The organism is Stenotrophomonas sp. YJH_SMC_81 (assembly GCF_059370875.1).
Window position 1 is genome coordinate 558878 of sequence record NZ_JCAFUB010000003.1, and the last position, 20098, is coordinate 578975.

Sequence of the window (20098 nt, forward strand, 5' to 3'; positions counted from 1 at the left end):
GAAGGCTTCCTCGGTCCCGGTGCCTCATACCGGGTCGAGATTCAGATCGGCAACCTTGCCGAAAGGCATGACGGTCAACGCCTTGCAGCTTCCCTTCTCGATTGAATCACTGGGATTCTCAGCGGATTTTACGATCCCGTAGCCTGAGCCGCTCTTGTTGAAGACGGCGGCGCCGCTGTCACCGGACGCGCATGCAAGTTCGGAGCCTTCCACTCTTCCCCAAGTGGGTGCACAGACTGCAGCGCCACATACGCCCAACGGGGCGTGCTGCACCGATGTGACGGTTCCGCAACTGAAGCCGGTGCGAGCCCCTCGGAAGCAAAGGAGGCCATGCAGTGGAAGGTCCGCATGGATCAGTATCAATGCCTTCGTCTGGTACTCACCCTTCAATTCTGCGAACACTTCCTGGAGCGGTGTATTTCCAGCAGGAAGCGAGTGCCATTGAACATCGTGACTACCGTCGAAGAGCGCGTCCTGGAATGTCAGTGGCATCATGACCTGCGGGCCACCAACCTCATGACCGTAATTGCTGTAAAGCAACTGATCATCGCAGTGCGCTGCCGTAAGGAGCCCTTTTACCTTGGTCAGCTTGTGCCGAACCGCAAGGCCGCTTGTGCACATCCTGCCATTGGCAGTCAGGATCGCCCCACCGGCGGTGTACGCCGAATTGCGGAAGGGATCCCTCCCAAGGATGATGTTGACCTTCAGCTTCGCAGCCTCTTCAATCTTGCGCTTGGCCGCTTCATACGATTTTGCATCGGCTCCACGAACCGAAACGTCAATCATGCCCAGCTCGGGGCGGCCGTCCACACTCACTGCATCAGGTATGAGTTCGACCACAAGTGGAACGACTCTATGCATGGTTTCGGAGAACTCCTTCTCCGTGTACGGATACCCCTCCTCGAACTCGACCCTGATGGATGAGTCGCTCACTCTGAAGTGCCGGACCGCCTCCATCATGTTTCCCTTCAGTCCAACAACGAGGTGTTGATCGGGCATGTTTTCGATCGAAACAAATGCGAGCCGATCACTGTATCGCCGTTTCAGTTCGGCGATGACCGAAGGTAGCTCGGATTCAACTTCCAGCCTGCGCTTGGCGGTGTCGAGTGACACGCCGTTCGCACTCATGTAGGCCTTGGCAGCGATATCCGATTCCTTCTCCGAAAATGCCTGGCCTGCCGGCATGACCGCGAGACTCTGAGCTGACGCGAGAACAAGCAGAACTGATGCTAGCGACATCTAGGTTTCCTCCATGGAATGAGTTCAGGAGCCAGTGCCGGCTCCACGGCCGAAGGTAGCAGGAAACCTCTTTGCGCTCGGCGGGGCAGGAGGGCCATTCACCGTTTCGTGAGGCATTGCGCGCTTCAACGCAGGTGTGCGTCGCGCCAGATCAAGCTTAGCGCTGGTAGTTCTTCAGAAACAGCCAAGTAATCAGCGCCGACCATCACGTGCTCGGTGCGCTGCTGCTGGGACGCGATGGAACCCGCGCGCAGGCTCCTCCGAGGCCGCTGCCCGGCATCGTTGATCGCATCGGCGGTGGCGATGCCTTTGCCGCCGGCATCGTGCACGGATTGCTGTCCGGGCTGGACGCAGAAAGCACCGTGCGCTTCGGACTGGCTGCGGGCGCGTTGAAGCACGCCATTCCCGGCGACTTCAGCCCTGCCCGCGAAGCTGAAGTCCGGGCGCTGATGGAGAGCGACCAGTTCGACGTTCGTCGCTGATCTCCCCCAGGATAATCCCGCTAGAATCCAACGGGCGCTGGAATCGCGCAGGGATCGCCCATGGATTACACCGGATACACGCGCAAATTTCCCAACAACCGCCCGCTGAATGCGTTTGATCGTGAGCACCGCCTGCTGCGGAAGAAGCGACTGGATGTCGCGCCGCTGGCGCAGCTGTGCGTGGTGAAGATGAATTCGAACTGCCTGGTTTCGGTGGATCGCTGGTTCGCCGCACGTGGCTTTGCAGCCCTGCTGGGCGCGATCGGCATTGCCTTCGGGCTGGGCGGCATGCTGATGCTGCTCTGGTTGCTGGTCGTGAACAGGCTACCGAACCAAAACGGCCTGTGGGAGGCGATATTCATAGGCATGGCGATGCTGGCCGTCTTCACTGCAGCGAGCATATGGGTAGCTTGCCTCGAGCTGTTCCGTTGGACCTACTATCCGATCGCGCTTGATCGCAAGCATCGGCAGATACACGTGTTCCGGCTGGATGGCACCACCCTCAGCGCGCCCTGGGACCGAGTGTATTTCACGCTTGGCCGCGGAACCGGAACCTTCGGATGGTACAACTGGGATGTCCGCGGACTGATCCTAGACGCGGATGGCGTGACAGTACGGGAGACGTTCGCGTTCTGCATCGCGACCTCCCGCATCGAGAACGCGCATGCCCACTGGGAGTTCCTGCGGCGCTACATGGAAGAAGGACCGGCAGCCGTCGTGGACGCGGTGCACTACTGCATGCCGCTGGACGGCAAGCGCGAGAGCTTCGCGTCCGGCAAGGAGCGCATCTTCGCCGAAGACGCGCAGCTCCCGGGTTTCATGTGGCTCACGATGCTGCCACTCAACTACCTGCACACGATCATGCGCTGGGTGGTGATGCAGACCAGCAGGATTCCGCGGTTTCCACCGGACATCGAGGCGTGCCTGACACCGGACGCCGGTGATCCCTGTGTCCGCGACGCTTCGATGAATCCACCGGACCTGCGCTGACCCATCAATGCAAAGGCACCTTCAGCACCGAAGGCGCGTTGGCTGGCGAGCTGAAGGTCACCGCACCGCCCAGCTGGCTGATGCCCGCATAGCGCAGGTCCACGGTATCGACCACCAGGGTCAGCCGGCTGCCGGTCGGGAGGTTCCAGCTGCTGGCTTCCAGGCGAAGATCGATGGTTCTCGGCTGGCCGGGCGTGGCACCGCGCAGGGTGTACGGCTTGTGGCTGATCAGCTGGCCGTTGCCCAGCATATCCTCGGCATACAGGTAGGCATACAGCGTGGTGTCGGCGCGCGTGGGCGTCACCGTCAACCGCACTTCCGGTGCGCCATCCAGGCGGCGTGCACTCCAGTAGATCGGGCCTTGCCAGACGCCTGCGGCGTTGCGGCCAACGAACGGCACATAGGCGCCGGGCGGCAGGTTGAACATCTGCAGCGCGCCGGACGCCATCACCACGCCGGAGTTGGCGGCGGTCAGCAGGCCGCTGCCGATCCGGTAGTTCCAACCGGTGCCGCCACCGCTCTCGGCCAGCCCTCCGGTGGGCAGCAGCAGCCCGGTCGGCGCGGTCAGCCCGTAGCTTACGGCGCCGGTAGAGGTGGCCTGCCAGTCCGGATAACGGCTCCAGCTGCCCTTCTGCGACTTCAACTGCACCGCCGGCTGGCGGTCGATGCCATTGGCCACGCCCTTGAGGTAGTGGTCGAACCAGTCGCCCACCGCGGCATAGACTTCATTGGGAATGCCGAGCGCACCGAAGGCTTCGTTGAGGGCGTGGTCGCCATGGCGCAGCTGCAACTGCTTGGGTCCCTTCAGGCGGGTAAAGAAGTCGACCAGCTGGCCCGGCGGGAACAGGCTGTCGTTGAAGGCGTTGGCGAGGAATACCGCGGGTTGGTTGGCATTGATCTCATCAAGGCTGCTGGCCGGGCTGCGCTGTGCCGCTACCGGCAGCAGCGAGTCCACCGCCCCCTGGTAGTTGCCGACCAGCACATTGCCGTTGATGGTGGCCAGCTCCGCCCCGGGGCGGCCAGTGGCCAGGCCGGCTGCCACCAGCAGGGCGATGCCCTGTGCGCTGGGCGTGTCATGGCTGTAGAGCGACGCCTGCAGGTCGGCCCAGCCGCTCAGCGCGGCAACGGCCTTGATGCGCGGATCGCGTGCCGCCGCCAGCAGGCTGGTGCCGGCCCCGTAGGAGATGCCAGAGACACCAATGCTGGCCGGATCGGCCCGGGTGTTGGCCAGCGCCCAGTCGATCAGGGCACTGACATCTTCGACCGTGGCGGGCCCGGCGATGTCGATGCTGCCGCCGGACTCCCAGAAGCCGCGCGAGCTGTAGCTGATGACCACATAGCCGCGCTGCGCCAGCGACTGTGCCGCGCCCACGTACTCCACGCTGGGCACTGCCCAGCTGCTGGGCATCACCAGCAGCGGATAGCGGCCACTGCCGGCATCCTGGGGTTCGATGACGAAGGCCCCGAGGGGCGTGCCATCCCAGCTGGGGATGGTGCGATGGGTGGTCTTGACCGTGGCCGCCAGGGCCGTGGGCGCCAGCCCGGTCAGCAGGATCAACAGCAGCAGAACCTTGCGCATCGTTGTCTCTCCCCGTCGGTGGTGGTGCAACGGATCGGACCGTACCAGTGCGAATGGTGGCTGGCACCTTGCGACGCAACATGCCGCAAAGCGCGCCTTGCTATGCTTCAAGGCACTGCGGGCCCTCCGCAGTCTCCCATCAAAGCAAGGACGCCCCCGATGCACAGGATGCTCGTCGCAGGCACGCTCTCCAGCGTCGCCTGTCTGTTCGCCCCTTCAGTGTTGGCGGAAGATGCCCCCGAACCGGCCAACGACTGCGCGGAGATTGCGCGGCTGATGGCCAACGACGACTTTGCGGCACTTGATGCGATGGCCGCACGTTTCCGCAAGGGCGAGCTCAACGCCGCCGGCCAATCCCGGCTCGGCCGTTTCTACATCTGCATGTCGCGTGCAATCGGCACGTCGCGGCAGGAGGTTCAAGCCTGGAACGACTGGTCTGCATGGGCGGCGCGCTGGGTTCAGCACGCGCCGAAGTCTGCGGCGGCCCACCTGATCTCCGCACGGATTCCACTCAACCTGGCCTGGAGCTACCGCGGCAACGGTTACGCCAACACCGTCAACGCCGACGACTGGGCACAGTTCCATGAGTACAACGCGGTTTCGCGGGCCTACCTGCAATCGCATGAGGATGTTGCCGGCGGCGACCCGTTCTGGCACGAGATGAACGTGCTGATCGCGCTGCGCGAAAGCGCGGATGACGACGAAATGCTGGCGCTCGTTGATCGCGCAGCGAAGGCCTTCCCCGACTACGAACCACTGCACCTCATTGCCATGGAGTACTTCACGCCGGCCTGGGGTGGCAGCGCGCAGAAGATGGAAGCCTTCGCGCGGCACTCGATGGCCAGTGCACCGAAGAAGAAGCGGGCCATGCGCTACGCACGGCTGTACTGGTCGGCCACCGAATATTCGCCCGATCACTTCCGCGCAGCGAAGCCCGATTGGCCGCTGATGCGCCAGGGGCTGGACGAAATCGCCCAGCAGTACCCGACCATCGACAACCTGGAATCGATCGTCCGCTATGCCTGCCTGGCACGCGACGGCGACGCACTGGTCCGCTGGAATCGTTTGTGGTTGAGCCGCGCCGGTTTCGACGAGGCGGCCATTGCGCACTCGACCGAGCAAAGCAAGGCCGCATGCCTGGCGCCGGACGAAGAACAGGAAACATTCCTGTAGCGCCCGCCGCCGCAGGCCCAGGGGCGCAGCTGGCAGGCCTGCCGGGCGCCTAGCACGCGCGCGTGTCATCCACGCGCCGCGTGATCTGACATATCACCAGTGCTTGCGCATGATCACAGCTTCGCCCTTTCGTCATTGACCACAAGACGCCAGCTTGTGACGCTTATGACACCGCAGGGCTGATGGCCCAACAACGCGGCCAGGCTCCACCGCAATCCGCAGCATCCGTCTCCGCAGCATCTCCGCATGACCTCGCCCCGGCCAGGTCGTGACGGGCGGCTGCGCCCTGAATCTTCTGCTGGAGAATCGAAATGCGCCTTGCAAGCTTTGTCTTTGCTTTCGTACTCAGTGCTTTTGCCGGTGCTGCACAGGCCCAGGTGGTCACCCTCAACAAGGGCGGCTTCGTGCTGACCTACGACTGCAGCATCCACAGCGCCACCCGCTACGAGTACACGCTTACTGCCGATACCGGTTCGGCCGCACGGCCGTCCAGCTTCTACAAGGACCCGGACCTGCCGGCCGGTTGCCTGGGCCAGACCAGCACCGCGTCCTACGCCAGCATCAGATCCGGCTACGACCGTGGCCATCTGGTCACGTCCAACCACATGGACTACGACGCGACCTACATCCGCCACGCCAACTACATGACCAACATCGTGCCGCAGGTGTCCAGCTTCAACCAGGGCATCTGGGTGAAGGCCGAAAACGTGGCCGAGTGCTACCGCGACATCGCACCGGTGGACGTCTACGGTGGTGTGGTCTACGGCGACGCCGCCAACGATTACTTCCTGGCCAGCCATGGCATCCCGACCCCGGAGTTCTTCTGGAAGACGATCATCACCCGTGACCCGAACACCGGAACCGCCAAGGCGATCAGCTGGATCATTCCCAACGAGGCCAACCTGGGCAGCCTGGACAACTATCTGGTGACGATTGCCGATCTGGAGGAGCTGCTGGGCGCCAGCTATGTGGCGATCAACGCACCGACCTCGCTGAAGAACATGCTGCCGGCCAGCACCTGGCCACAGCCTGCAGGGTGTGACCTGGGCTGATCGGCAGGCAGAGGAATCACGATGCCTGCACGCGCAGCCATCGTGACGCCAGCACTCTGGCAACCAGGAACTGCACTGCGGCGCCTGCGACGGTGGCAACGACAAGCAGGACGGGGAGCAGGCAGCTGCCGGCCAGCGTCACCGCGCCGGCGATGCCGGCACTGATGAGGCGATGGTGCCGGGCCCGGGATCGCACTCGGTTCAAGGGGTATTCCCGTGCAAGCGCTGGGTGGGGTGGCCCGGCAGTCTAGCGTTCCTGTGGCCAGCGTGCCCTGCCCGTCCCGCTATGGGAAAATGGCGGGCGCCTCGCCCCTTTGGCTGTTCCCGGAGTAGTTGATGTCCCGTTTCCCCTTCGATGCCGTGCTGTTCGACTGCGACGGCGTACTGGTCGATTCCGAGCCGCTGGTGGCCCGCGTGCTCTCGGAAATGCTGACCGCACGCGGCTGGCCGCTGACCCCGGCGCAGGCCGGCGAGGTCTTCCTGGGCCAATCCGTGGCCCATCTGGCCGGGCTGATCGCAGAGCGCACCGGCAAGCCGTTCACCGAGGAATGGCTGGAGGAGTTCCGCCAGCAGCGCAACCGGGCGCTGGAACGGGATCTGGAGCCGATCCGGGGGGCGCCCGAGGCCGTGCGTGCGATCGCCGCAGCGACCGGTGGCCGCATTGCCTGCGCGTCCGGTGCCGACCTGATCAAGGTGAAACTGCAGCTGGGCAAGGTCGGCATCCTCGATGCATTCGGCGACCACGTCTACAGCGGCCAGGACATGCCGAACACCAAGCCGCACCCGGACGTCTACCTGGCGGCCGCTGCCGCGCTGGGTGTGGATCCGAAGCGCTGCGCGGTCATTGAAGACACCGTGACCGGCGCGACCGCCGGCGTCGCGGCGGGTGCCACCGTGTTTGGCTTCAGCGAGGGCGGCCCGCACCACAGCACGCCGGAGGCCCTGCGCGCTGCGGGTGCGAAGGTGATCTTCCAGCGCATGGACCAGCTGCCGGCATTGCTGGCGGCTTACGCCGCCGACGCTGCCGCCTGAGGCGGCCTCAGCCTGCAGCGCCCAGCGTGGCGCTGCGGCGTTTCCCGGTGTAATGGAGCACGAACAGGTACAGGCCAGTGAACAGCTGCAGGAACAATGGCGGCAGCGGCGAATAGGTGATCCACGCTGCCGGCTCGCCCTGCCCCAGCCCGCGAGCGGCGAAATTGGCGATCACCGCCAGGGTGAAGACGATCGAGGTCCAGCGATGCACGGGCCGCGCCCAGCCACCCCGGCTCATTGACGGCGCCTCGCTTCGGATCGGGCTTCGATCATCTTCCAGCCATTGCCGGACGGGTCACGGAATCCGGCATCGATGGCGCCATAGCGTTCGACCGGCTCCTGGGTGAACTCGACGCCCCGTGCCAGCCATTGCGTATAGCGTGCCCGGCAGTCATCGACGGCCAGCACCAGCGGAGGCATTGCGCCTTTCGCCACCAGCTGCTGCAGTGCCTGCGCGGTGGCCGCGTCGTGTGTGGGCGGGCCCGGAACGAACAGCCCCAGCTGGAATCCGTCCTGGCCGGGGCTGCGTACCGTCAGCCAACGGTAGCTGCCATTGCGCACATCGGTGTGCACTTCGAAACCGAGCATGCCGACGTAGAACGCGAGCGCTTCATCCTGGTCGCGCACATAGAGGCCGACCGTGTTCACAGTGTTTGTCATGGGACCTCCCTCACGTGGGATCCACGTTAGCAACCGCCGCGCGCCGGCGCTTCTCCAAAACTGCCATGTTCAGGTCCGGTCGCTGCGCGGCACGTGCGTGGCACTCCGGCACGCAGGCCGGCGTCGCCTGGCCGGCCCGCTCACGCTCGCGCACGTTGCCCGGGCTGTCGCCGATGATGTCACGGAAGATGCGGCCGAAGGTGCCCAGGCTGCTCCAGCCGGTCTGCGCGGCGATCTCGGTGACCGGCAGATCGGTGTCACGCAACATCGCCACGGCCCGTTCGATGCGGCGGCTCAGCAGGTAGCGGTGCGGCGGCAGCCCGAAGGCCTGCTTGAACGAACGCGCGAAATGCGCCGCGGATACGGCACTCACTTCGGCCAGGCGGGCCACCGGCCAGTCCTCGTGGCTGGCATGGTCCATCCGGTCCTTGGCACGCAGCAGGCGTCGCAGCAGTTCAGGGCTCTGGTTCATGCCGCCACCGTGCTCGCCAGATGATGTCGCGCCGCATGCCTGGCCTGCGCGGCCTGCTCGCCCAGCCAGTCACCGAATGCAATGACCTTGGCGCTCCGGCTGCGCGCCGTCGGTGCCACGAACCAGAAACCACGCCCGTCGCTGGCCACACCGGGATGTGCCTGCACCAGGCGCCCGCTGTCCAGTTCGGCCTGGAACAGGATTGGCGAAGCAATGGCGATGCCCTGCCCGGCAATGGCCGCGCCGACGTCCAGATGCTCTACCGCAAAGGGGCTGACCAGGCTCTCCTCGGCCGGCGGCGGAACCGCGCCATGTGCGGAAAACCACAGTGCCCACCAGTCGGGCCTGCCGAGCAGCGGAACCTCCAAGGCCCGGCGCCCGAGCCCGTCTGCCGCCGGCAGCAGCGCTGGCGCGCACAACGGGGTGAAAATGCTGGGGAACAGGGGCGTGGCCTGCAGCCCGGGCCACTCGCCATGCCCATTGCGGATGGCAGCATCAAAATGCCCGGCGGCCAGGTCCTGCGGCTCTGCCGACAGGTCCAGTTCCAGCACGATGCTCCGATGGCGGCCGCGGAAACTGCCCAGCCGCGGTGTCAACCAGCTCGTGCCCAGCGTGGGTAGCACGGACAGGCGCAGTCGCGCCGCATCCATGTCTGCGGCGCGCATGAAACTGGCACGAAGCGCGTCGAAGGCCCGGGTGGCCTCCTGCGCGACGCTGGCACCCGCTGCCGTCAGTTCCACATGCTGTGCGTGGCGCAGGAACAGGCAGGTGCCGGTCTGGGCCTCCAGCCGGCGCACGTGGTAACTCACCGATGCCGCGCTGGTGTCGAGCTCCTCGGCGGCACGGGCAAAACTGCCCAGCCGCGCCGCCGCTTCGAAGGCGCGGATGGCGGCAAGCGATGGAAGCTGGCGTTGGCTCACCATAAGTGTGGCTTAGCCTGAGCCCGGATATCTGCGTGGTCAATCCCCCTCGCACCCGCAACGATGGAGGCACTTCCGGCAAGGGGTCACGCACATGGATCGACGGCAGTTCCTGGCCACCTTGGCCGCAGTGGCAGCCTCAAGCGCCCTACCCTCGGGGCGGCCCCTGTCCAGCCACAGCGAAGACTGGAAATGGTTGCAGGGCAACTGGCAGGTCCGGCACCAACGCCTGAAGGAGCGCCTGGTGGGCGACACCCGCTGGGAAGCCTTCACCGGCGCCAGCGCGGTCTGGCTCACCCTGGGCGGACTCGGCACCATCGATGACAACGTCATGGCGCTGCCTTCGGGCCCGTACAGAGGCCTGGGCGTGCGTGCTTTTGATCCAGTGTCTTCCACGTGGTCGATCTGGTGGATCGATGGGCGCAACCCTGCCCATATCGAAGCGCCCGTGCGCGGCGTCTTCGAAGGCGATGGCGGCAGCTTCCGTGGTCGTGATCACTTCAGGGGACGCCCCATCGACGTCTGGTTCCGCTGGCATGACATCCATGGCGAGGAGCCATGGTGGGAGCAGGCGTTCTCCGACGATGCCGGCGCGCACTGGGAAGTGAACTGGCGCAACTGGTTCCGCCGCACTGCGGCGGTCCCCTCACCGCTTCCGAAGCTGCCGGATGCACCGCGCGATTTCGATTTCCTGGTGGGCCATTGGAACGTGCGCCATCGTCGCCTGCGTGCTCGGCTGGCAGGCAGTGATGCGTGGGACGCGTTCAACGGCACCCTGCACAACTGGCCGGTACTGGGAGGATTCGGCAACGTGGGCGACAACCTGATGGACGTGCCGGGAGCACCGCTGCGCGGCATGGGTATCCGCGCCTGGAACGCCGCTGAGCGGCATTGGCTGAGCTGGTGGCTGGATGGCCGGGAGCCGACCCGGATCGGCGCGCCGCTGCGCGGTGGTTTCGAGGCCGGCGTCGGCCGCTTCTTCGGCGAAGACCAGCACGACGGTCGATCAATCCAGACGCGGGTGATCTGGTCACGCATTACCCCGCGCTCGGCGCGCTGGGAACAGGCGGCATCGACCGATGGCGGGCGCAGCTGGGAAACCAACTGGGTCAGCGACTTCGAGCGGCAGGCATGAAAGCGCGGCTGGCCGTGATGCTGCTGGTTGCTGCGTCGCCCCCCGCGACTCCCTCAAGCGTGCTGCAGATCGTCGGCTCCGCTGAACGCTTTGCGCCGGGCGTTGCATCCACGCAGTACGACGAGATTCGACTGACCCTGAGCCCGGACGGAAACACCGCGCTGTGGTTCAGCCGCAACCGTCCCGGCGGTCCGGGCGGGTATGACATCTGGGTCTCCCGCCACGATGGGCAGCGCTGGCGGCCGGCGACGCCGGTCTCGTTCAACACGCCGGGACGAGACTTCGATCCCGCCTTTTCTGCCGATGGCCGCACGGTGCATTTCTGTTCGGATCGAGCAGGCGGCCAGGGCGGCGACGATCTGTACCGGGTCAGCATTGGACGTGACGGTCGATTCGGCGAACCGGAGAATCTGGGCCCCGCGGTGAACAGCGCGGCCGACGAGTTCGCGCCGATGCTCTCGCCGGACGGTCGTACGCTGTTGTTCTCCAGCGATCGCGCGGGCGGTGCCGGCGGCCATGACCTCTACAGCGCCACGATGATCGGCGGCGTGGCGCAGCTGGCGCGGCCGCTGGCGGGTGGCATCAATACCGCCGCACAGGAGTTCGATGCCACGTTCCTCGGCAACGGCCAAACGGTGGTGTTTGCCCGCGCCCTGGACTTCGCCACTGCACCGGTCCGCCAGTTCATTGCCTACGAGCGTGGAGGCCGTTATGACGCGGGCCATGCATTGCCCTCCCCGGTGAACGAAGCCTCCGGCGACAGCTACGGTGCGATGCTGGATGGCTCGCAACCTGACACTTTGACCTATTCGGCGCGGCGCGCAGACGGTGCGGGGTTGGACCTGTACCGCATCCGCTACCGTTCGGGCGAACCATGATCCGCACTCAACGCTGCGCCGGCAGTTCCAGACGATGCTTGCGGCACAGCCGGTACACGGTCACCCGCGAGATCTGCATCTGCCGTGCGCACTCGGAGACGTTGTAGCCGGTCTGGCGAAGGGTCTGCAGCAGCACATCGCGCTCGGCCTGGCCGCGGGCATCCTGCAGCATCGCGCCCGGCGGCGCATGCTCGGCCCCACCCAGTTCAAGGTCACGCTCGCTGATCAGCTCGCCTTCGGCCATGATCGCCGCCCGCTGCACCCGGTTGAGCAGTTCACGCACGTTGCCGGGCCAACCGAAGCGCCGCATCGCCTGCAGCGCAGCGGGCGCAAAGCCACGTGCACGCACGCTGTGGCGCAGGCGGAAGCAGCGCAGGAAGTGCTCGGCCAGCAGCTGCACATCGGCGCCACGCTCGCGCAAGGGCGGCATCAGCAGGCGCAGCACATTGAGCCGATAGTAAAGATCGCTGCGGAACCGCCCCTGCGCCACCGCGTGCTCCAGTTCGACGTGGGTGGCGGCGAGTACACGCACGTCGGCCCGCAGCGGCTGGCTGCTGCCGACGCGCTCGAAGGTGCCTTCCTGCAGCACGCGCAGCAGGCTGGTCTGCGCCTCCGCCGGCAGGTCGCCCACCTCGTCGAGGAACACGGTGCCGCCGTGGGCGGCTTCGAATACGCCGATCTGGCGCTTGTCGGCGCCGGTGAACGAGCCGCGCTCGTGGCCGAACAGCTCCGACTGCACCAGGCTGGCCGGAATGGCACCGCAGTTGACCGCGATGAACGGCTTGCCCGCACGGCCGGACAACGCATGCAGCGCGTGAGCCGCCAGCTCCTTGCCAGTGCCGGTTTCGCCGGTGACCAGCACCGGCAGTTCGACCGGCGCGAACTTGTGCAGCACGCTGCGCACCGCATGCAACGCAGGACTCTCGCCGATCAGTGTGCGCGGCCCCTGGCCGGCGCATACCTCGCTGGCAGAAGGATCATCCGCGTCGAACTGCTGGCGCATCGCAGCCACCAGGTCCTGCAGGCCGAAAGGCAGCGTGAACCGCGAGATGCAACGCTGCAGCAAGGGCAGCCACGCTGCAGGCGTGGGCCCCGCGCCGGGTGGCAGCACCGCAATCCAGGGCAGATGCACGTGCTGTTCGATCCATGGCGCCAGCAACTGCAGCGCGGGCGTATCCAGATGGCGAAGATCCAGCACAGCGACCAGCCGATCACGCCCGCGCAGCCCGATCGCCATCGCCGGGTCGGGATGGATGCAGCGCACGTACCAGCCTGCGGCCGCCAGCGCGCTGCGCTCGTTCGCCAGCGGCTCGCCGAACCAGAGCACGCAACGTGATGTAGAAGCCTCCGGGACCGCCGCCATGCTTCCCCCAGCATCCGGACACCGTCGGCGGACTGTCAGGCAATCGCCGGCGTGCCGCCCTCCGCCGGGACCCTCTACGGCCACCGCAGCGGCCTTTGATGGGCGGATCCTAGCGCTGCGCTAAACGGCGGCGCAATGAGCGCCACGTCAAGAGACCACCGGCTGAAGCGGCATCGTTACAGTCCGCGACGGCACCTGTAACGCCGGTGTGACAGTCGGGCGCCCGCCTTGCCCTGCGGCGCGTGGTACAGCGCGATCCCAACATTTTTCCGACGCCGCTGTAACGGCGCGGCAGCAGCCCCCTGCGCCTGCCAGCGCCTGACGCCAAGGCAGCCAAGCCTTGCAGGGTTGGCACGGTTGATGCGTGCTTCCGCCGCACCCACCACGGGAGATCGGCATGGACGGCATCACCCCCATTCGCGGCCTGCTGGCAACGCTGGCTGTGGCCCTGCTGTCGGTTGGCGCGAGCGCCTCTGCCTCCGGTGCGCGCCAGGGTGTGAAGGCTCAACCGGGCGAAATCGTCCTGTTGCGTGATGTGTCCGCACGCCCGGCCTATCGCATGGCGCCGCCCGGCATGGCGCTGATCGCCGACCCGAAACCCCAGCGCGAGATCGCGGCGGCCCTCGGTGCGGGTGCCCCGGCAAACGGGATGGACGAGCTGAGCGATGAGGACTACGCAGGCATGGGGGCAGGTCACGCCGCCACAGCCACCGCACCCGCAGGCACCACGGTCGAACGTGTGACGCAGCAGGCATTGGGCGGTACGCTCGGCCGCAACGGTGACGGCATGGTCGGCAGCAGTCTCGGTGGTGCCATGAGCGGGCCGCTCGGCGCGGTCGGCAACAATACCCGCGGCATCAGCGAGACCGTGCGCGGCGCGCTCGGCCAGTTCCCGCTGCAGGGCATGGCCCCGGCAGGTGGCAAGTGAGGCGGGCGCACTGGCTGCTGCTGATCCTGCCTGCCACGCCGTTGATCGCGCAGGCCGATGACTACAGCGGCATGCTCGCCTACCTCGACGTTGCCCGCATCGACGGCCATGCACTGGCCGGCGCGAACGGCGCCATCGCGGTCAACCAGGCGGCCGGCGACCTCAATCTGCAGGCCAACCTGCGCGGCATCGCCACGGGCGAACATGCCGACGTCTCGATCGGCAACCGACAACTGCGCGGTGGCAACCGCGTGCTGGGTGCGCCGATGCACGCCACTGCCGTCATCGATGGCAAGGCGCTGGCCAGTGCCAGCGGCATCGCATCCATCAACCAGGCCAGCGGCATCGCCAACACGACGCTCAACGTCGTCAGCGCGACGCTGGCCCGACAGGGCATACGCGAAACCGACGATACGGCCTTGGCCGCCGAGGGTTCCGCGTTGGCAGGGGGGCGGGACGACGCCGGTCGCGGCGTCGCGACGGGCACCCGCAGCGCCGGTGTCACCAGCACCGCGCTGCGGGGATTCGACGGGGTCCTGCAACTCAATCAGATCGCGGGCAGCGGCAATGACACGGCCAATGTGCTGGGCCTGGTCGTGCAGGACCGCCCGTGACAACCACCCAACCGATGCACCACCTGATGAGAGAAAGAGGGCACCATGAAAGCGACCGTCAAACGGACCATGCTCGCCATGGCGATTGCCACTGCCTCGACCGCCGCTGCGGCCAATGGCTGGGACAACCAGAACGCCAACGCGAACATCAACCACACCCACACCGTCAGCGAAACCCGCAACGAGACGCACAACCACACCGACAACGACGTGAGCAACCGCACCGTCAACGTCAATGTGCAGAAGCACAGCACCATCCAGGCCGACGAACGCAAGGAAAAGAACAACCACGGCGTCGACGTGAACCTGGAGAAGGACCTGCGACTGAGCACCGACATCAATTTCTCCGGCGACCCGAACATCACCGGCGACATCGACCTCGACTCGGCGGCCATCGCCGTGATCGACAACCGCCAGTCGATCAGCAACAACGCCACCAGCAACAGCCTGGTCACCAACAGTGCCTCCATCGGTGACAGCGTGGGCGCAGGTGCCTCCGGCAACCTCGGCTTCAACGTGGTATCGGGCGACAACAACGCCCAGGACAATGCCGCGTCATTGTCCGCCGCCGACGCGTCCTTCAGCTTCGGCATGGCCGACGCCGAGGTGTTCGTCAACCAGGCCGGCTTCGGCAACGCGACCATGAACTCCGGCGTCACCAATGCCGCAGGTCTCGGTGGCAATGCCTTCGGCGGTGCGTCAGGCAACATCGGCGTCAACATTGCTTCGGGCAACAACAACGAGCAGAAGAACGCGCTGGCGGCGTCGGTCGCGACCACCGCGGTGGCGCAGTCGAGCATCAGCTCCAACCAGGTCTCCACCGGCAACACGGTCAGCAACGCCGGCTTCGTACAGTCCTACACCGATACCGTGCAGGTCGGCATGCGTGGCGGCGTCAGCGGCCTGACCCTGGCCTATGGCGCGGGCACCTACCGCGGCACCGGCAACGCCTACCAGATGGCCAACTACTACCTGGATACCTGGAGTGGCGAGCTGCCGCACCCGGGTGGCAGCAGCACCGGCCATATCGATCTGGACGACGAAATCCAGAACGCCACGATGAACCCCAACCGGCCGGGGGTGGGTGGCCTGGGCTTCGATACGCGTGAGAGTGGCACCAGCCAGTTCGTCGAACTGGGCGTGGCCGACCTGTATGCCAGCCTCAGCGGCACGGTCAGCACCACGCGCTGGGTGAACGTCAACGCGACCAACACCTCGGCCTTGTCGGGCAGCGCCTTCTCCGGCGCCTCGGGCAACATCGGCGTGAACGTGGCCGCGGGCACCGGCAACCTGCAGGCCAACAGCCTGGCCCTGGCAGTCGCCCAGCCCAGCACCGGCGGCGGTGGTGGCAGCGGCGAGTAAGCGCAACACCCCGGCCGTCCGCCAATGGCCGGGTTCCCCGGGAGCTCCTGTTCCTCCTCCCCCTTGGGACAGGAGCTCCCCCTTGCTGCCGGAGAATGCGATGTTCGGCCACCGTCTCTCGATACGCCTGCTGGCCTGCCTGCTGTTGCTGGGCGGCGCGTCCGCGCGGGCGGGCGACGTCGGCTTCGCCGGCGTACTGCCCAATGGCGCACTGCTGCAGCAGAAGGTGGAGAGCATGCAGGAACGGCGCTACCGCAACGTGGTACGCCAGCACACCGATTACAGCTGCGGAGCGGCCGCACTGGCGACCGTCCTGCGCCATGCCTACCACCTGGACACCGACGAGGCGACGGTCATCGAAGGGATGATGGGGGTGTCCGACCCGGCGCTGGTGGCCGAGCGTGGCTTCTCGCTGCTCGACATCAAGCGCTACGTGGAGTCGCTGGGCATGCGCGGGCGCGGCTATCGCATCGATGAGGCCCGCCTGCGCACGCTTCGGGTTCCGGGTCTTGTGCTGATGGACGTGCGCGGCTTCCGCCACTTCGTGGTGCTCAAGCAGGTGCGCGGCGGTGTGGTCGAGGTGGCTGATCCCATCCTTGGCAACCGCAGCCTGGCGCTGCCTGAATTCCTCGCTGCGTGGCCATCGCGTGCCGTATTCGTGGTGATCGGGAGTGATTTCGATCGCAACACAGTCCTGCTGCAACCCAGCGAACGGCCCAGTGCCCGCGCGCTCTACGCGCGACAGGGGCCGATCACCGATGCCGAACTGGTCGATTTCGGCTTCAGCCACGCCGACCTGTTCTGAAGGAGGTTCCGCCATGTTCCGCCACCGTCTGTTGATGCTCCTGCTGCTGGCGAGCCCCGCCCTGCCCCTGCAGGCGGCGGATGCTGCGCCGGGACGCGGCCTGAAGGAAATTCCGGATCCCGAACTGAACCTGATGCGCGGCCGCTACACCGTGGGCGGCAGTACCGTCGCGTGGTTCGGGGTGACGATGGTCTCGCAGTGGCAGGCCGGCAACGGAAACGTATTGCAGGGTGCGTTGACTCTGGGCATGGACTTCCGCGGCGGCGGCAGCCCGAAACTGAGCTTCCAGCCCAGCGTGCACGTGACTGCCGCAGATGCGCCGCTGCCGGACACGCAGGGCCGCCATATCGACAGCACCGGCCTGGCCAACGCCAATGGCCTGGTGCAGAGCGTGCAGGTGGCCGGCGATGGCAACGTTGCCCGCAATTCGACCACGCTGGTGGTGCGCAACGGCACGGTGCCGGGCCTTTCGGATGACGGTGCGCATTCGCTCAGTGCGCAGGGTGCAGGCGCGTCGGCCTCCGCAGTGCTGGACGGCAACCAGGCACGCCTGCAGCTGCAGGTGGAGGGCCAGGGCATGGTCCAGCAATGGATACGCAACGGCAGCGTCGGCCAGGGCATCGCCCTGGCCGGTGACGGCCAGATCGCCAGCAACCAGCTGCGGCTGGAACTGGTGCGGGATACCGCGGGCGGCAACCTGCCGTTGAGCCAGAACGTGGCCCAGGCGATTGCGATGAACCGCGGCATGGGGCCGGGCCGATAGCACCACGGCACGGCGTTGGGGGAGGCGTTCCACAACGCAGGACACGAACATGCACACCTTGATGAGGATCACCCCGTTGGCGCTGGCGGCGCTGGCGGGCACCGCCTTTGCCGCACCGCCAGCGGCGGACGATGGCGGCGACGTGCAGGCACTTGCCAACCAGCTGGAGCAGCTCAAATCCAACTATGCACAGGAAGTGCGGCGGCTGCGCGAACTGGACATGCAGGTGCAGGCCATGCAGGCGCGATTGAGTGGACGCACGGGGCCCACCGGGCCGGCAACGGCGGCGGCAACGGGCGCAGCAGTCGAGCATGGCTCGACGCTACAGACGTCGCAGGGTAGCGAGAGCTACGCCAGTACGGCGGCCGAGGCACAGCAGGCGAAGCAGGAATCGCGGCGCAGCGTGGATGATGTGAAACAACAGCAGTCGGCCCTATTCTCGCGCCGCTTCACCGTCGAGAACAGCCTCACCTACGCCCGCTACGACCGCAAGCAGCTCACCCTCAATGGTTTCCTGGCGCTGGACGCGATCTTCCTCGGCAACATCGCCATCGAGAACGTTGAATCCGATTCGCTCACCTACAACCTGGCCGCACGTTGGGGTGTCAGCCCGAACCTGACGCTCAACCTGGACGTGCCTTACCTGGCGCGGCGCACCGTCTACCAGAAGGGCGGCGCCGGCGGCGCGGCGGCCGCGATCGCGCAGGAAGAAACCAATGGCAACGGGCTGGGCGATATCGGTTTGAGTGCGAACTACCGCTTGTTCGGCGAACGCGGCTGGCGCCCGGAAACGGTGCTCACCGCCGGAGTCACCGCCCCTACCGGGCGCGCACCCTACGGTCTGGACTGGAAGGTGATCGAGCGCGACGACGATGACTACATCCGCTTCGCAGTACCCAGGGAACAGCCCACCGGCAATGGCGTGTGGCAGGCCAATGTGGGCCTGTCGATGGTCAAGACCGCCGATCCGGCAATCCTGTTCGCCAACGTCGGCTATGTGCATTCGTTCCCGCGTGGTTTCAGTGATATCGACAGCAACCCCGACACGGTCAACCCGGGTGACGTGAAGCTCGGCGGCGCGGTCTACTTCGGCGCTGGCGTGGCCTTTGCGTTCAACGAGCGCACCAGCCTCAGCCTGTCCTTCAGCGACCGCATCAGCGCCCGCGCTTCCACCCGTTTCCAAGGCGGGAAGTGGATGAAAGTGATCGGCAGCGACGCCAACGCGGCATCACTGAATCTGGGCGTGACCTACGCGCTCAACCAGCACACCACACTGGTGACCCTGCTCGGCATCGGGCTGACCCCGGATGCACCGGACTTCACGCTCGCCTTCAAGATCCCGTACATGTTGTAGAGACAGCGCCAGGCACGGTCCTGCGCCCCGGCAGGGCCTGGATTCATCTTCCGGCACCACAGCGGTCCCTGCCCGCTGCTATATTCAGCCCAGCTCGGCAGGCATGGTGCCTGCCCTCGAATCACAGGGAGTTGGACATGGGTCTGGTACAGGCGGTGAAGGGTGCGGTCGGTGGTGTGCTGGCCGACCAGTGGAAGGACTTCTACACCGTGCCCACGGGCCTGCCCTCGACGGCGGCCCTGTTCGCGGCGGTGCCGCGCGGCACCAACGCCGGCCGCGGCTCCAACACCAGCGGCTCGTCCAACATCATCAGCAACGGCTCGAAGATCATCGTGCCGGAGGGCTACGGCCTGCTGCTGTTCCAGGACGGCGCGATCACCGCGTTCGTCGCCGAACCGGGCGGCTACGAGTGGCGTTCGGACGACCTGAACTCGCAATCGATCTTCGCCGGCGACGGTCTGGTCAGCACCTTCATCAAGCAGAGCTGGGAACGCTTCAAGTTCGGCGGCCAGCCCGGTTCGCAGCAGGCGGCTTATTTCGTCTCGCTGAAGGAGCTGCCGGACAACCGCTTCGGGACCCAGTCGGAAATCTACTGGGACGACGGCTTCCTCAATACCCAGGTGGGCGCGGTCACGCGCGGCTCGTACACGCTGAAGATCGTCGACCCGATCCTGTTCGTGAAGAACTTCGTGCCGGCCAGCTACCTGCAGCCGGGCCAGGTGTTCGACTTCACCGACCTGGACAACGCCGCCGCCAGCCAGCTGTTCAATGAAGTGGTCGGTTCGCTGGCGCCGGCCTTCAGCCTGTACACGAACGATGCGGGCAAGGGCAACCGCATCACCAGGCTGCAGCAGGACTCGCTGGGCTTTGCACAGAGCCTGTCGGCCGCCGTCGAGCAGGGCTACCAGTGGAAGTCGGATCGCGGCCTGGCCATCGTCAAGACCGCCATTGTCTCGATCGAGTACGACGCCAACACCCGCGAACTGCTGAAGACCGTCCAGCGCGCCGATGCGCTGTCCGGCTCGCGCGGCAATTCCAACCTGCAGGCGAGCGTCGCCCAGGGCATCCAGTCGGCCGGCGAGAACGGCGGTGCGGCCGGCCTGGTCGGTGTCGGCATGGCCTCGGGCATGTTCGGTGTCGGCGGCATGCAGCAGCCGGTCACGCCGGCTGCCGACGATCCGGTGGCCAAGCTGAAGAAGGCCAAGGAAATGCTGGACCTGGGCCTGATCACCCAGGGCGACTATGACGCCCTGAAAGCCAAGGCGCTGGGCCTGTAACAGCAGGACGCACAACCCAC

At 66.3% G+C, this 20098-nt stretch carries 20 protein-coding genes and 1 pseudogene; 14 read left to right on the top strand and 7 right to left on the bottom strand.

The window, feature by feature from the left end:
* Positions 1 to 24: 24 nt before the first annotated feature.
* Positions 25 to 1239, bottom strand: coding sequence for a chymotrypsin family serine protease (locus AC5P8U_RS09080; RefSeq protein ID WP_070489134.1), 1215 nt, complete (start codon positions 1237 to 1239; stop codon positions 25 to 27).
* Between the two features lie 185 nt (positions 1240 to 1424).
* Between AC5P8U_RS09080 and AC5P8U_RS09085 the strand changes: the two are divergent.
* Positions 1425 to 1721: pseudogene (locus AC5P8U_RS09085) on the top strand (PfkB family carbohydrate kinase); the annotation flags it as partial.
* A 60-nt stretch (positions 1722 to 1781) separates the two neighbouring features.
* Positions 1782 to 2711, top strand: coding sequence for a DUF6708 domain-containing protein (locus tag AC5P8U_RS09090; RefSeq protein ID WP_070489131.1), 930 nt, complete (start codon positions 1782 to 1784; stop codon positions 2709 to 2711).
* 4 nt (positions 2712 to 2715) lie between these two features.
* Here the strand turns inward: AC5P8U_RS09090 and AC5P8U_RS09095 are convergent, their stop codons facing one another.
* On the bottom strand, positions 2716 to 4290 hold the full coding sequence (locus AC5P8U_RS09095; protein ID WP_088497586.1) for a S15 peptidase family protein: 1575 nt from the start codon (positions 4288 to 4290) through the stop codon (positions 2716 to 2718).
* Positions 4291 to 4314: 24 nt separating this feature from the next.
* Between AC5P8U_RS09095 and AC5P8U_RS09100 the strand changes: the two genes are divergently transcribed.
* The 3 genes from AC5P8U_RS09100 (at position 4315) to AC5P8U_RS09110 (ending at position 7547) form a co-directional block, all read left to right on the top strand.
* Entirely contained in the window at positions 4315 to 5463 is a 1149-nt protein-coding gene (locus AC5P8U_RS09100; RefSeq protein WP_447897082.1) for a hypothetical protein, read from the top strand.
* 311 nt (positions 5464 to 5774) lie between these two features.
* A complete protein-coding gene (locus AC5P8U_RS09105; protein WP_151354688.1) occupies positions 5775 to 6515 on the top strand; it encodes a DNA/RNA non-specific endonuclease in 741 nt (246 codons plus the stop codon).
* Between the two features lie 336 nt (positions 6516 to 6851).
* Complete coding sequence (locus tag AC5P8U_RS09110) at positions 6852 to 7547, top strand: HAD family hydrolase (RefSeq protein WP_005416634.1); 696 nt, start codon at positions 6852 to 6854, stop codon at positions 7545 to 7547.
* A gap of 7 nt (positions 7548 to 7554) precedes the next feature.
* Here AC5P8U_RS09110 and AC5P8U_RS09115 read toward each other — a convergent pair whose 3' ends face one another.
* The 4 genes from AC5P8U_RS09115 to AC5P8U_RS09130 are packed head-to-tail and all read right to left on the bottom strand — an operon-like array spanning position 7555 to position 9602.
* Positions 7555 to 7785: a hypothetical protein gene (locus AC5P8U_RS09115; protein WP_061478310.1), complete on the bottom strand. Its 231-nt coding sequence runs from the start codon at positions 7783 to 7785 to the stop codon at positions 7555 to 7557.
* Positions 7782 to 8207 (bottom strand): VOC family protein, encoded by a 426-nt coding sequence (locus AC5P8U_RS09120; protein WP_005416636.1) that lies wholly within the window; start codon positions 8205 to 8207, stop codon positions 7782 to 7784. The genes AC5P8U_RS09115 and AC5P8U_RS09120 overlap by 4 nt, the downstream gene beginning before the upstream one ends.
* A 10-nt stretch (positions 8208 to 8217) precedes the next feature.
* Positions 8218 to 8679, bottom strand: coding sequence for a helix-turn-helix domain-containing protein (locus AC5P8U_RS09125; RefSeq protein ID WP_353079968.1), 462 nt, complete (start codon positions 8677 to 8679; stop codon positions 8218 to 8220).
* Positions 8676 to 9602, bottom strand: coding sequence for a LysR substrate-binding domain-containing protein (locus AC5P8U_RS09130; RefSeq protein ID WP_188240986.1), 927 nt, complete (start codon positions 9600 to 9602; stop codon positions 8676 to 8678). Before AC5P8U_RS09130 ends, AC5P8U_RS09125 begins: the two co-directional genes overlap by 4 nt.
* Before the next feature lie 91 nt (positions 9603 to 9693).
* Here AC5P8U_RS09130 and AC5P8U_RS09135 point away from each other — a divergent pair, with 91 nt between their 5' ends.
* The gene (locus tag AC5P8U_RS09135; RefSeq protein WP_227836736.1) at positions 9694 to 10734 is read left to right on the top strand and encodes a hypothetical protein; all 1041 of its coding nucleotides are present in this window, start codon (positions 9694 to 9696) and stop codon (positions 10732 to 10734) included.
* A complete protein-coding gene (locus AC5P8U_RS09140) occupies positions 10731 to 11612 on the top strand; it encodes a TolB family protein (protein ID WP_088497579.1) in 882 nt (293 codons plus the stop codon). Before AC5P8U_RS09135 ends, AC5P8U_RS09140 begins: the two co-directional genes overlap by 4 nt.
* A gap of 7 nt (positions 11613 to 11619) precedes the next feature.
* On the opposite strand, the gene AC5P8U_RS09145 is transcribed toward AC5P8U_RS09140, so the two are convergent.
* Positions 11620 to 12975, bottom strand: a complete 1356-nt coding sequence (locus AC5P8U_RS09145; protein WP_227836737.1) for a sigma-54 interaction domain-containing protein — start codon at positions 12973 to 12975, stop codon at positions 11620 to 11622.
* Positions 12976 to 13372: 397 nt separating this feature from the next.
* Between AC5P8U_RS09145 and AC5P8U_RS09150 the strand changes: the two genes are divergently transcribed.
* The 7 genes from AC5P8U_RS09150 to AC5P8U_RS09180 all read left to right on the top strand — a co-directional run bounded on the left by AC5P8U_RS09150 (position 13373) and on the right by AC5P8U_RS09180 (position 20078).
* The gene (locus AC5P8U_RS09150) at positions 13373 to 13903 is read left to right on the top strand and encodes a FapA family amyloid fibril periplasmic chaperone (RefSeq protein WP_227836738.1); all 531 of its coding nucleotides are present in this window, start codon (positions 13373 to 13375) and stop codon (positions 13901 to 13903) included.
* Entirely contained in the window at positions 13900 to 14517 is a 618-nt protein-coding gene (locus tag AC5P8U_RS09155) for a FapB/FapC family functional amyloid domain-containing protein (RefSeq protein ID WP_334271180.1), read from the top strand. The genes AC5P8U_RS09150 and AC5P8U_RS09155 overlap by 4 nt, the downstream gene beginning before the upstream one ends.
* Before the next feature lie 45 nt (positions 14518 to 14562).
* Positions 14563 to 15879, top strand: a complete 1317-nt coding sequence (locus AC5P8U_RS09160; RefSeq protein WP_227836740.1) for a FapB/FapC family functional amyloid domain-containing protein — start codon at positions 14563 to 14565, stop codon at positions 15877 to 15879.
* A gap of 100 nt (positions 15880 to 15979) precedes the next feature.
* On the top strand, positions 15980 to 16684 hold the full coding sequence (locus tag AC5P8U_RS09165) for a C39 family peptidase (RefSeq protein ID WP_072167149.1): 705 nt from the start codon (positions 15980 to 15982) through the stop codon (positions 16682 to 16684).
* A 13-nt stretch (positions 16685 to 16697) separates the two neighbouring features.
* Positions 16698 to 17447, top strand: coding sequence for a hypothetical protein (locus tag AC5P8U_RS09170; RefSeq protein ID WP_088497574.1), 750 nt, complete (start codon positions 16698 to 16700; stop codon positions 17445 to 17447).
* Positions 17448 to 17496: 49 nt separating this feature from the next.
* The gene (locus tag AC5P8U_RS09175) at positions 17497 to 18801 is read left to right on the top strand and encodes a transporter (RefSeq protein WP_088497573.1); all 1305 of its coding nucleotides are present in this window, start codon (positions 17497 to 17499) and stop codon (positions 18799 to 18801) included.
* A 137-nt stretch (positions 18802 to 18938) separates the two neighbouring features.
* The gene (locus AC5P8U_RS09180) at positions 18939 to 20078 is read left to right on the top strand and encodes an SPFH domain-containing protein (RefSeq protein WP_495214106.1); all 1140 of its coding nucleotides are present in this window, start codon (positions 18939 to 18941) and stop codon (positions 20076 to 20078) included.
* Positions 20079 to 20098 lie beyond the last annotated feature (20 nt).